This is a genomic window from Enterococcus sp. GC34, assembly GCF_040886645.1.
Classification (GTDB): domain Bacteria; phylum Bacillota; class Bacilli; order Lactobacillales; family Enterococcaceae; genus Enterococcus; species Enterococcus faecalis.
This window is the reverse complement of record NZ_JBFOEF010000022.1, coordinates 1-13,308: the sequence shown is the minus strand read 5'-3', so window position 1 is coordinate 13,308 and position 13,308 is coordinate 1. Positions and strand designations below refer to the sequence as shown.

Below are 13,308 nucleotides of genomic sequence, written 5' to 3'. Positions count from 1 at the left end.
CATTTTTTGTATCATAAGTTGTATTAAAATCAATGTGTCACTTTTCAACCGGTTTTAATACCTTAAATTGTGTATTAAAAGTAAATTTACAATCCAAAATCAAGCCTTTTAAGCCATTTTCAAATTAAAGTGCACCCATCTACCCGTCAAATCACCTTAGTCTCTTAAAATTATCGTTTCTTTTTACTAAAGATTCCAAATAATCCGGCAACACCTGCTAATCCCGAAATTATCGCAGCAGCTTTTCTTCTGGGTCTATAATACTTGTAATCATCATATTCATTCAGTCGCTTCAAAGTGACCATTTTTCCATACCTTAGCACTTTTTTATGGGGGTCATTATCTCCCCAAGCATAAAAAAATTCATTAAAAGCCTTAGAAATTTTCCCCATTTCTTACAACCCCTTAATTCTGCATGCTTCAAACTCTAAATATGTCCTTAAAGAAACCATAGACTCTTTTGAATACAGTATTTCTATTTTTGACTATCCATGGGTCTTTAAATTTTCGATAACGCCATTTTGCTCTTGCATGTTGCCCAACATAATAGGAATAATTCTGCGCACGATTTTTATTACCTACAAAGAAATAAAATATTTTCTCAAAGATTGTTAGACGTTTCTTGTTCTTAAAGAAAAAATTATTAAGCACTGGTCAGTCTCCTCTCATCTCAACATTAAGACTTTATACCTATCTAAGTAATATCTTATCATATAAGTTCAAAAACACTTAATTGTAATGTTATATATCATTTATTTTCTTTTATTCCGCGTCAAAGTGCTCTTGCTGATTCCGGTCATTTTTTCGACCTCTGTATAAGAGTGGTTCTCTAGGAGCTGCATGGCCAGGTTAATCTGCTGCTGTGAAAATTTTTTCGGACGTCCCTCCCTAAAGCCCGGTCGCTGCTTAGCAATCTCCTTGCCTTCTTGAGTGCGTTCCACGATAAGGTCACGTTCGAAGTCCGCGAAGGCACTGAAGATAGTAAAAATTAGTCTACCAGTAGAGGTATTTTCGATTATCCCTAAGTTCAAAACATTAATCTTCACGCCTTTTTCGAAAAGGAATTTAATTGTGTTCAATGCATCTTGAGTGCTGCGAGCGAAGCGATCCAGTTTTGTTATTACTAGCGTATCGCCAGTCTGTATTTCCTGTAGGAGTTTTTGAAACTCAGGTCGGTTACTTTTGGTTCCAGTAATTTTTTCAAAATAGATTCGATCGCAACGCTCATCTTCCAGTTGTCGCATCTGTCCTGCTAAATCCTGATGGCGAGTACTTACTCGTGCATATCCATATTTCATGTTTTTCACCCTTTTTCCAGCTTTACTTTTGACTATAAGTTATGACACCGTTGTATGTATTGATTTTACTGGATTGGACAACCGTAGTCAATACTCTTGAGTTATGAACATTAAAAATAAAATATTTACTTAAATTACAGATTGTTTTTCTAAATATCAGAACATTTAGAGAATTGAATAAAATAAACTTATTCTTTATCTAGAGTAAATTTTTTTATTATTACATTTATGTAAATATTCATTAAACTTTAATTCCTATACTGTTAGAGGGTTTAATAAAATTTCGTAGTTCTAAAAATAATTCGGAAAATAAAATTTTAAAAAAACACAACATATAGCTATGTTCTTTCCGTTAATTCAATATATAGTGGTATAATAAATTTGTAAAGAATGACTTCGCCAAGAGTGTTCCTACAATAAAAAGAAAGGAGACAATAGTCATGACTAAAATGCATAATCCTGGGGAAGATAATAAACCTGCTGGAAAGTATTTGGAAGTTGGACCCAGAGGAGGAACGGTAAAAGATCCTCGTATTGTTAATATTGATAAGGGTGATCGCTTACCACCAACATCTGAATCCGGAAATAATTGGAAGAAAATCAATTGACTCAAAATAATCAATAAAAATCCTAATTTAATTTGGAGGTTAAAAAATGTGGAATAGAAATCAATATTCTGGCCCCGGAGGCGGACTGTACACGGGTCCAGGGGGCGGACTGTATACCGGTCCCGGTGGTGGAGCATATACCGGTCCTGGTGGCGGACTGTACACAGGTCCTGGTGGCGGACTGTACACAGGTCCTGGCGGTGGACTGTATACCGGCCCTGGTGGCGGATTATATACCGGTCCTGGCGGTGGTTTATATACTGGACCTGGCGGTGGACTATATACCGGTCCTGGCGGTGGTTTATACACAGGTCCAGGGGGCGGAGCATACACCGGTCCAACATCTTACAGCAGTAACATACCACCTTGGCAGATATTTGTAAGAGAATTAGAAAAACGAGGATTGTCGAGAGAAGCTAAAATGATAAGAAGTAGAATTAATCTTTAAAACATTTACTCTTTTCATAATATAAAATAAAGTTTGCTTGCATTTTTTTGTAAGTAAGCTTTATTCTTATTTCAAAATGTAATCGTAACATAGGAATGCCCTCTTTTGGTTTACCTCTTTTCATAAATACATATTTCACAACATACTTAATCGACACTGACACTGCACTAAAAAAGACAAAAAGACAACGCGTAACATATGTCAATTTTGGATACACCCAAATTAGACATAATTAAAGAAAAAACGTAGGCTTCTATTTTCGATACATGATTTTATCCGATTATGGTATATAATCGTTTATTTCTGGCGGTCATAAAAAAGAACCCTATGGGTATAGGGTTCTTCATACATGATTTTATCCAATTTCATGTATTTATTTAGACTTTAATAATCGAAGACCATTTAATATCACGACTAAGGTACTTCCTTCATGAACAATCACACTAATGGCTATATCCGTTAATCCTACTAAGCTTACGGTAATTAGAAAAGCGACAACTACCATTGAGAAAATAATATTTTGCCAAATAACTCGATTCATTTTTAAAGAAATTTCATGAGCTTTTACCAATTTAGACAAATCATTTTTCATTAATACTAGATCAGATACATCTACTGCAACATCCGTACCCTCTCCCATAGCAATTCCAACATCTGCCTTCACAAGAGCAGGTGCGTCGTTTATACCATCTCCCACCATAGCGGTTATACCATAGGTTTCTTTTTGTTCATTGATAATGTTAGATTTATCTTCTGGCATGACGTTTGCAATTACTTGATCTACTCCTAATTGTTTACCAACAGCTTGCCCTGTCATTTCAGAATCCCCAGTAATTAAAGTGGTATGGATACCACACTTCTTAAAGTAATCTATAGTTGCTTTCGCATGTTCACTTGGAATATCCATTAATGCTATCAGGCCGATTACTTTTTCATTTTCTGATACATATACAACCGTATTACCTTCTGAAGCCCATTCTTTATTCAAACGTGTATAGTCATCCGATACAGCCTCAAAAGAAGTTGGTTTACCTATACGATAAGTGTTTTCGTTATAATCGCCTATTAAACCTTTTCCAATCTGATTTTCCACTTCAATAGCTAGTTTATTTTTTGGTTCAAACTTGTCTAAAATAGCACTTGCTAACGGGTGATTTGATTCTTTTTCAAGAGCCACTACGATATCAATCATATTTTCCTCGTTCACAGAATCAGAAAAGTAATAATTGGTTACTTCCGGTTTCCCTTTAGTTAATGTTCCTGTTTTATCAAAGGCAATGGCTTGAATATCCGCTAATTGGGACAAATAGGCACTTCCTTTTGAAAGTACGCCTCTTTTTGCTAGATTAGAAGTGGCTGACAATGTTACGGATACGGTAGCTGCTGCTAAAGCACACGGAGAAGCTGCGACTAAAAGGACTAATCCTCTATAAATACTTTGTGACCATGTCAAATCAAACAGCATAGGAGCAAGTAAAATGAAGAGTGGGATTGCAATTAAAACAAATTTAACATACTTAGGCTCAAACTTTTGGATAATACTAGACGCTTTTGTTTGATTCTCTTGATTTTGATTCACTAGTTGTAAAATCTTTGAAAAGACAGTATCGTTAGTTTCTTTTGGACGCAACGGATGAGATGAATCCTTGATTGACTTGGTTGAAGTCCATTTCTTTTGGTAGTCCATCTTTTCGGAGGAGTCCGTTTGAATGTTCATTTAATCCCCGTTGGGAAGGCGTTCCTGGGTCTGCGAAATAAATATCAATATCATTCGTATTACTAATACTTTTCCAATTAGAGAATTCTTTTCCACAATCAAAGGTAATTGATTTGAAAAGATTTTTGGGTACGGATTGAAGCCATTCATTAATCGAATTTTCAATATCAACTGCCTTACGGCCTTCTGGTTTCAAGGCGATAATGGCTTTTGAAAGTCGCTCAACGAGTGTGATGACGACACTTTTATGGTGGATGCCGACAATCGTATCACCCTCTAAATGTCCAAATTCTTCTTCGAAAACGACATAATCTTTTTTACGTTCAGAAATATTTCTTTTGAATGTCTGTTTTCCACGTTTTTCCTTATAACCATTTGGTTTTCGTTTTCCTTGCATCGGTAAATGTAAAACATTGAATTCTCCCGTCTTAAACCGGCGATAGAGGGGTACTTACTGAACAAGAGAAGGTTCGCTCTGCACGGCCAATAATGACGTCTGGGGTCCAACCTTCAGTTGATCTTTTTGCAATGTATTCTTTTTCCTCAGCAGGAAAAATGATTTCGGTTCTCCCACAACGTCGCTTATTTTCTTTGTATTGTTCAAAGTATTCAAGTGCTGTTCCACCACATTTGAGAAAGTTATAGACATTGTAAATTGTTTGGCGTCCACGTTTAAGCTGCTTCGCAACGATAGCAACCGGAGTTTCTTGATGAAAATATGCTTCTATCATTACAAGCTCGTTTGGTGTAAGATGGGTATAAGTCATTTATGTTCACTCTCCTTGTATGCTTTAGCGGGTATTACAATTTGAGTGTAACATAAATGGCTTTTTTATTTGTCTCGCTTAATTATACAAACGGCGAATTATAAATAACTCATAAAAAATATTTTGACTTTCAAAATCACTTTTGCTACCAGAAGTTGAGGCGAAGTGTTTTAAGCATAGTTGTACCCTAGTTTGACCGTTAAAAATAAATAACGATCGCTAGAGTGCAACTATGTTTGTTTGCCCTACCGTCAGCGTCGGCTTGGCCTCTCACATCCATTACCGTCGGGATTATCTCCGTTACATACCCTTACAAAATACGCCCTGTAAGCATTGCATGAAACCACCGTGCATTTGCACCGTATTTCCGCCCTAGCCGTTCAAATCGGTCGCTACCACCATTCAGAAACACGTGCGGTAATGGAAGGTTTGGAGGAAGCTATCCAGACCACTAACGATTGTCCCTATCGTCGTACGTTTCACTCAGATCAAGGTTGGGCGTATCAAATGAAAGCTTATAGAAACAAATTGAAGGAGTACAAAATCTTTCAAAGCATGTCTCGGAAAGGGAACTGCTTAGATAATTCACTTATGGAGAATTTTTTTGGCTTATTAAAACAAGAGATTTTTCACGGGAAAGTTTATAACTGTTTCGAGGAATTAAAATCAGCCATCGATAGCTATATCTATTACTACAATAATGAACGGATAAAACAGAAATTAAACTGGCAAAGTCCCGTCCAATTTCGTAAAACAACCGTTACGGTTGTGTAAAAATATCATTTTAGAGCATGAAAAAAAGAGTGGATTTCTCCACTCCAAAAAAGTCTAACTTTTGGGGGTCACTACATTTTTGATCCTTTTTATTTGATTAATTATATCCAGCTGGATAATAATTTTGGGGGCAACATTTCTATCTTACTATTATCTTCCTAAAGTAGTAGACTTTCTTATTGGGAAAAATTACAACAAAAAGGAGTGGCTTAGTTGACAACTCCTTTTTGTTTACAAATCAATTGGATATCTATAAATTGTATTTTCTAACGAATTTTATAGACATTAAAAAATTAATTTGACGTTAAATACTTCCTCCAGAAAGTATTGAGATTGGTAAAATATAATCCTTATTTGTCTTTTCGCCTTTAATTTTTTTCAGAAGAATATCCACAATAAGACTTGCAATTTCATCAATTGGTTGTCTTATTGTTGTCAATTGTGGGAAAAATTTCTCAATGAAAGAGGTACCATCGTATCCAATAATTTTTAAATCTTCTGGGATATTAAGTTTAAGTTGATGAGCAATTTTCATAGTGAGAATGGCTGTTAAATCATCAGAAACAAAAATACCATCTGGTTTGTGATTTATAATAGTTGACTTTATTTCCATTTCACGACGGATAGTAGACAGATTATTAGGAATTTTGAAAATTTTTCCATTTGGATTTTGAAAAGAAAAACCTAGTACACGTAATTCTGTGGGAGAATCCGTGTTATCATTTCCTGTAATCATAATGGTATTTTGACAACCATTTTTTTGTAAAGTCTTAGCTGCAAGTTTTCCCCCTTCAAAGTTATCTGAAGAAACAATGGAAACATTAGGAGCTAAATTTCTATCAAAAGCAACAATAGGTGCTCTCACACGCTCATAATCAGCAATTCCAAGATTATGGCTTGATGAGATTATGCCATCAACTTGGTTGGCTTCAAGCATTTCAATGTATTCTCTCTCTTTAGCAGGATCATTTTGACTATTGCAAATAATCGTTTTATATCCATGTTTAAATAACTCGATTTCAAGATACTCAATGAGTTCAGAGTAAAAGATATTACTAATATTAGGAAAAATAAGACCAATAAGCTGAGGTGACTTTCCTTGAAGTCCACGTGCTAAATTATTTGGTTTATAACCAAGAGTTTTCATAGCTTCATGAACTTTTTGTTTTGTTTTTTCTGATAAATATCCCTTATTATTAATGACGCGTGAAACGGTTGTTGGGCTAACTCCAGCTAATTCAGCGACATCAGTTAATTTTGCTACCATTTTGATATTTTAATTCAAAGTATTTTCCAGTCGGTTCGCCTGATTTGATTTGAATACCATTTTGGTGATTTTCAGGGAATACACGACTAGTAAACACTTTTTCTCCTTTATTAATAAAAATCTCAATGATTGAGTTATCTACAAAAATGTTAGCAGTTGTTTCTTTAGTATCAATTGAGCATTCACGAATCGTACCAAAGTCAGTGGCATATTGAATGCCTGCTTTGCTGCGATCTAAAATGATTTTTCCTTCTTTGGTATCTACAATCAAGCTAAGTCCATTTCCTTTACTATCAGAGAAAAGAAGTAACTCCGATTTCTGATTTGGAGGAAAAGTTAGTTCAAGCTCATAAGTATTATTTGTTTCTGCTTTTGCTGTAAATTGTTCAGAACTAGCACGTAATGATGTAATAGCTTCTACTGGATATTGGTAAAGTTTACCATCTTTTATTGAAAGTTCTTTTACAAGACTCATTGCTCCCTGATAATTATACTTGTCAGTTGGATAATCAATGTCGGGAAGACCAATCCAACTAACAATTAGCGTACGTCCGTCGGGAGTATTAAATCCTTGAGTAGCGTATGCTTCAAATCCATAATCAAGGTTTTGAATTTCAGAAGCACCCACAAGTTTTATATTTTCTGTATCAAACGATTGACATATTTTAAAAGTATTTGGATAGATATTATCATAATTAAGTTCAGATTTATCCAGTCCTTGAGGACAATAAATTATAACAGGTTTTTCATCTACAAATAAAAGATTTGGACACTCAATCATGTATTCTGAACCAGTGCTGCCAAAATCAAGGTTACCAACTTCTTCCCAGGTTTCAACATTATTGTCAGTAGCTTTATAAACCTTGATAAATCCTGATTTTTCTAGATTTTGTGCTCCAACAATTGTATATAATTGTCCTTTATAATTAAAAATTTGTGGATCACGAAAGTGTTCTGTTACATCAGCAGGTTTATGAATAAGAATATTCTCACATTTCGTAATATTGTGGTCTTTATCCATCCACGCCCCGATTTGAAGCGTATCACGTATCCATTTTTTATCACGAACGTTTCCTGTATAGAATAAAAATAACTTACCATCTACTTCATAAGCAGAACCAGAATAAGCGCCGTGACTATCATGTTCGGTATCAGGACGGAGCTCTGCTCCCGTTACATAAAAATGAACTAAATCATCTGATTCAGTGTGTATCCATTCCTTTAAACCATGAGCAGCTCCAAATGGCCAATTTTGATAGAAGAGATTATATTTTCCATTAAAAAAAGAAAAACCATTGGGATCGTTTAATAATCCTGTTCTAGGCTCAATATGATAACTAGCATGCCAAGGTGATTGATTTACATTTTCGTTGATTTTTGCAATCTCTTCCTTGCTCCAATCAGAATAAGCGCGGTATCGAGTTTCTTGAGGTAAATTCATAGTCTTCTCCTCCTTTAGTTTATCTGTCTACAACTAGCATGGTAAACGTTTTCCGCTTAAAAATCAATTATTTTTAAGTAAAAATTCAAAAATATGGTAAACGTTTGACACATTTATAAAATGTGCTAAAATGTAAGTGAATTCAATCGAAGCGTTTTCGCTAGATGCTAAAAAAGTATAAAAGGAGTTAATGTAATGAATTATAGTAAGGTAGCTTCCGACGTAATACAAGCAGTCGGAAAAGATAACCTTGTTGCAGCCGCACACTGTGCAACACGTCTTCGTCTCGTACTAAAGGATGATACGAAAGTTGACCAAAAAGCATTAGATAAAAATCCGGATATAAAAGGTACATTTAAAATTGATGGTCAATATCAAGTTATTATTGGAGCTGGTGATGTTAACTTTGTTTATGATGAACTTATAAAAAAAACTGGTCTTTCAGAAATTTCAACAGATGATTTAAAACAAATCGTTAGTAACGGTAAAAAATTTAATCCAATTGTGGCATTGATTAAATTGCTATCAGATATTTTTGTACCAATCATTCCTGCCCTTGTTGCAGGTGGTTTGTTGATGGCATTGCGAAACTTTTTGACATCAGCTGGACTTTTTGGACCTAAATCAATTGAAGAAATGTATCCTATTATCAAGGGTCTCTCCTCTATGATTCAACTTATGTCAGCTGCACCATTCATGTTCTTACCAATTTTAGTAGGTATTTCAGCTGCTAAACGTTTTGGAGCAAACCAATTTCTTGGTGCTGTAATTGGTATGATCATGACAACACCAGATCTTGGTGGTTCAACTGAATATTGGAATATTTTTGGTTATCATGTTTCACAAACAAACTATGCTTATCAAGTTATTCCAGTTTTAGCAGCTGTTTGGATATTATCTATATTAGAAAAATTCTTTCATAAAAAATTGCCATCATCTATTGACTTTACATTCACGCCATTATTATCAGTAATGATTACTGGATTTTTGACTTTCACAGTTATTGGCCCTGTAATGTTATTGTTGTCTAATGGAATTACAGACATTATTGTTTGGCTATATAACACTACTGGATTTATTGGAATGGGTATTTTTGGAGGAACATATTCACTTATAGTCATGACTGGTTTACATCAATCATTTCCAGCTATTGAAACTCAATTACTTTCAGCGTGGACAAATGGTATCGGACATGGAGACTTTATCTTTGTAGTTGCATCTATGGCAAACGTTGCTCAAGGTGCTGCAACATTTGCCATTTGGTTCTTAACTAAAAATTTTAAGACAAAAAGTCTTGCTTCCTCTGCGGGTGTCTCAGCACTTCTTGGAATTACAGAGCCTGCCTTGTTCGGAGTTAACTTAAAATACCGCTTTCCATTCTTTTGTGCTTTAATTGGTTCAGGAATTGCTGCAGCAGTAGCAGGATTACTTAAAGTAGTTGCTGTTTCACTTGGTTCAGCAGGTTTCCTGGGATTTCTTTCAATTAATGCAACATCTATTCCATTTTACGTAATGTGTGAATTAATTAGCTTTGCAGTTGCTTTTGCAATTACTTACTTCTACGGTAAAACAAAAGCTGCTGGTATCTTTGAAGCAGAAGCAATTGCTGAACAAACACCAGTTAATTATTCAAAAGTAGCAACAACAGATCCAATATCTACTGATGTTGAATCAACACAAACAAAAGTTTCATCAGAAACAATTGTTAGTCCCATTTCTGGTAAAGTGATTAGTCTTTCTTCAGTAAATGATCCAGTCTTTTCATCAGAAGCTATGGGAAAAGGGATTGCCATTAAACCAAATGGAAACACGGTCCATTCTCCAGTAGATGGTACTATTCAACTCACGTTTGAAACTGGACATGCTTATGGTATTAAATCAAATAATGGTGCTGAAGTTCTAATTCATATTGGTATTGATACTGTATCAATGGGAGGAAAAGGATTTACACAAAAAGTTACTACTAATCAAAAAGTTAGAAAAGGCGATATTCTTGGAACATTTGACCGTTCAATGATTGAGAAAGAAGGTCTTGATGATACAACAATGATTATTGTGACCAATACTTCGGATTATTCAGAAGTAAATATAGTAGCTGAAAATACAGTCACTGAGGGTACTGATTTACTTGAAATCAAATAAATATATTTTCCTGAGTAAAGATGGAATTTTCTTTCCAAAATCAAATAATATAGATTAATCAAATATTTGAGAATAACATTTTATTTAATCTTTTCATATATCAATTGTATGAAAAATTATTAGAATTTTAAAAAATGATAAAAATTCAAAAAGAAAAAATAGTAGTTATTTACTTATCATGTTACTAAATAAAAAAATAATTTAAATATGATATATAGTCATTTATTTAGTGATTTCATTCTAAAATAAAGGGAGAAATGTCTATGCTATACGGTGCAATTGAAGCAGGCGGCACAAAATTTGTGTGTGCCATTGGCGATGAAGAAATGACGATCAAGGAAAGAGTGAGCTTTCCGACAACGACACCTGAGGAAACAATGCCTTTAGTCATTGACTTCTTCAAACAATACCAAGCAGATTTAGCAGGGATTGGGATTGGCTCATTTGGGCCTATCGATATCCATCGCGATTCCGCCACTTATGGGTACATTACCTCGACCCCGAAATTGGCATGGCAAAATTTTGATTTCATCGGTACCATGAAAAAAGAATTTCCGATCCCGATTTCTTGGACAACAGATGTCAATGCGGCTGCCTATGGTGAGTATGTCTTCGGCAGTGGCAAAGGATTGAGCAGTGTCGTTTACTATACGATCGGTACGGGTGTTGGCGGCGGTGCCTTACAAGAAGGGCGCTTTATCGAAGGGTTTAGTCATCCAGAAATGGGGCATATGCTCGTCGTCCCTCATCCAAAAGATGACTTTGCTGGCAGCTGTCCATTTCATGGCAACTGTTTAGAAGGGATGGCCGCTGGACCCGCCATCGAAAAACGCTTAGGGAAAAAAGGACAAGAGGTTGCAGAAGATGATCCTTATTGGGAAATCGAAGCCTCCTATATTGCTCAATGTGCCTACAATACAACCTTGATGTTTTCTCCAGATGTGATCATTTTTGGCGGTGGTGTGATGAAACAACGCCATATGCTGCAAAACGTCCACGACGCATTTGCAAAATTGGTCAATGGGTATGTCGAAACACCTGAGTTAAGCAAATATATCGTGACCCCAGCATTAGAAGACAACGCTGGAACGCTCGGTTGTTTGGCATTGGCTCGAGAAGCGGTCTTACATTCATAAACGAAAAAAGGCTCTTCGACATTTAGTGTTGGTAGAGAAAGATACAACTGAAAATTTAGTCATAACCAGTTAGGCAGAGTGCTTAACTGGTTTTTGTTTTACTTGGAAGATCAAGCCTTGAATGAGATAAATTCTTGCTCGAAAGTTATGGAAATTTCGATAGCCGTAGGCCACTTGTATTGTGCAATAGTTTTTTACAAAAAAAAGGGGGTGCGGATATTTTTTTGGACCTTTTTAACAAATATATCTTTGCTTCTTCCGATATTGAAGAGGGCTTAGCCCTCCTAAAGATAACTTAATTCGTTGATTATTATACCAATGAATATAATCATCCAATTTGTTTATAAACTGATTGATTGTTGTATTCTTCCAGTCACGTTGATAAAACATCTCGTTTTTTAATCGTCCAAAGAAACCTTCGCACGCTGAATTATCTGGTGAATAACCCTTTTTAGACATAGAGTGAAGCAAGTTGGCTTTGTTCCAATAGTCCAACTAACAATAGCACCATCGTAACAATCGACAAGTGGTGATAAGTAGATTTTCCCTGCGGGAATTCTAAATTCAGTAATATCTGTTAACCATTTTTCATTTGGCTTCCTTGCTTTAAAATTCCGATTTAATAAATTGGGGTGTGCAGGAGAAATTTCCCCAGCATACGAAGAATACTTTTTTCGTCTAGAAAATTTAACAAATAGATTTTCCTCAGTCATCAATCTACGTACAACTTTTTCAGAAAGCTTTTTACCCATATTTTTTAAAGCTTGGTGAATTCTACGGTAACCATACGCACAGAAGTTATGATTGAAAATCGTGATAATTAATTGACGTTCTTTGTAATACTTATCTGGTTTCTCAAGTGCTTGTTTTTGATAAAAATAGCTGCTTTTAGGCAACTGGAGCTGTTGAAGAAGCTCTTTCAAGGTGAACTGATTTCGTAAGGCATCAATCAATATCGTTTTTTCTTGATTTGATAGACAAAGAAGATTGACGCCTTTTTCTTTTTTTAGCAGTTCAGCCGCTCCTTCGAGTAATGCTTTTTCGAGCTGTAATTGGTGTACTTGTTTTTGTAAGTCTTCTACTTCCTTTAAAAGTAGCTCTTTTTGTTTTTCCTGATTTTTTAAAGTCATACGCAATGGAAAATCCTTTCCAAGAACCGTGTTTTTCCATTGATATAGAGTAACTCTACTAATTCCTTCAGATTCGGCTAAATTTTTCCTATTAGTTTGCGGTTTATAGAATTTTTTCAACACAGCTTCTTTTTGATCTTGTGTTAACTTTACCGCACTTTTTCGGAGTTTTCTAGCTCCTGGTGCAAGTTCTTCACACCACTGCCGCAAGGACTCTCTATTAGGATAACCAAGCATGCGAATGGTTCGTGCATAACATTGACCATATTCAAAATAATGATTCACCGCTATTCGTTTTTGTTCTTCAGAATACTTTGATTTTTTTCGGTGCTCCTGATGGAGCTCTCCGGATTCCAAATACTCTTTATACCATTTCCGTAGTGCACCAATCGACGGATACCCTAATTCTCGAATGGTTGCAGCATAAGAGCAATCGTATTTTAAAAATAACTGAATTGCCCTTACACGCTCTTTGTGGGAAAACACACGGACATTCCTCCTAAGTTTATTTTTTCGTCCAGGATTATGTCCGCACCCCCTTGCTTTCTGATGACTTATTCTGGTTCTTTGAGTGTCAATG

9 protein-coding genes and 3 pseudogenes are annotated in these 13,308 nt (G+C 35.4%); 5 read left to right on the top strand and 7 right to left on the bottom strand.

The window, feature by feature from the left end; all coding sequences use genetic code 11:
* Positions 1-170: 170 nt before the first annotated feature.
* Positions 171-392, bottom strand: coding sequence for a hypothetical protein (locus AB3I72_RS13655; protein ID WP_002319289.1), 222 nt, complete (start codon positions 390-392; stop codon positions 171-173).
* A 360-nt stretch (positions 393-752) separates the two neighbouring features.
* On the bottom strand, positions 753-1,298 hold the full coding sequence (locus AB3I72_RS13650) for a recombinase family protein (RefSeq protein WP_122647316.1): 546 nt from the start codon (positions 1,296-1,298) through the stop codon (positions 753-755).
* A gap of 440 nt (positions 1,299-1,738) precedes the next feature.
* Between AB3I72_RS13650 and AB3I72_RS13645 the strand changes: the two genes are divergently transcribed.
* The gene (locus tag AB3I72_RS13645) at positions 1,739-1,906 is read left to right on the top strand and encodes a YjzC family protein (RefSeq protein WP_010731417.1); all 168 of its coding nucleotides are present in this window, start codon (positions 1,739-1,741) and stop codon (positions 1,904-1,906) included.
* A gap of 46 nt (positions 1,907-1,952) precedes the next feature.
* Positions 1,953-2,354, top strand: coding sequence for a hypothetical protein (locus AB3I72_RS13640; protein WP_010731416.1), 402 nt, complete (start codon positions 1,953-1,955; stop codon positions 2,352-2,354).
* 373 nt (positions 2,355-2,727) lie between these two features.
* Here AB3I72_RS13640 and AB3I72_RS13635 read toward each other — a convergent pair.
* A pseudogene (locus AB3I72_RS13635) lies at positions 2,728-3,963 on the bottom strand (heavy metal translocating P-type ATPase); the annotation flags it as partial.
* 4 nt (positions 3,964-3,967) lie between these two features.
* Positions 3,968-4,838, bottom strand: a pseudogene (locus AB3I72_RS13630) (IS30 family transposase); the annotation flags it as partial.
* A 348-nt stretch (positions 4,839-5,186) separates the two neighbouring features.
* Between AB3I72_RS13630 and AB3I72_RS13625 the strand changes: the two are divergent.
* On the top strand, positions 5,187-5,612 hold the full coding sequence (locus tag AB3I72_RS13625; RefSeq protein ID WP_324248999.1) for an IS3 family transposase: 426 nt from the start codon (positions 5,187-5,189) through the stop codon (positions 5,610-5,612).
* A 304-nt stretch (positions 5,613-5,916) separates the two neighbouring features.
* Here AB3I72_RS13625 and AB3I72_RS13620 read toward each other — a convergent pair whose 3' ends face one another.
* Together AB3I72_RS13620 and AB3I72_RS13615 are read right to left on the bottom strand one after the other, a co-directional pair.
* A complete protein-coding gene (locus tag AB3I72_RS13620) occupies positions 5,917-6,879 on the bottom strand; it encodes a LacI family DNA-binding transcriptional regulator (RefSeq protein WP_047936808.1) in 963 nt (320 codons plus the stop codon).
* Positions 6,860-8,320 (bottom strand): sucrose-6-phosphate hydrolase, encoded by a 1,461-nt coding sequence (locus tag AB3I72_RS13615; protein WP_047936809.1) that lies wholly within the window; start codon positions 8,318-8,320, stop codon positions 6,860-6,862. Before AB3I72_RS13615 ends, AB3I72_RS13620 begins: the two co-directional genes overlap by 20 nt.
* Before the next feature lie 195 nt (positions 8,321-8,515).
* On the opposite strand from AB3I72_RS13615, the gene AB3I72_RS13610 reads away from it, so the two are divergent.
* Both AB3I72_RS13610 and scrK read left to right on the top strand, forming a co-directional pair.
* Positions 8,516-10,462 (top strand): sucrose-specific PTS transporter subunit IIBC, encoded by a 1,947-nt coding sequence (locus AB3I72_RS13610; RefSeq protein ID WP_113795282.1) that lies wholly within the window; start codon positions 8,516-8,518, stop codon positions 10,460-10,462.
* A gap of 263 nt (positions 10,463-10,725) precedes the next feature.
* Complete coding sequence (gene scrK, locus AB3I72_RS13605; RefSeq protein WP_002292418.1) at positions 10,726-11,598, top strand: fructokinase ScrK; 873 nt, start codon at positions 10,726-10,728, stop codon at positions 11,596-11,598.
* Positions 11,599-11,832: 234 nt separating this feature from the next.
* On the opposite strand, the pseudogene AB3I72_RS13600 reads toward scrK, so the two are convergent.
* Positions 11,833-13,214 (bottom strand): annotated as a pseudogene (locus tag AB3I72_RS13600) (IS3 family transposase).
* Positions 13,215-13,308: the final 94 nt, after the last annotated feature.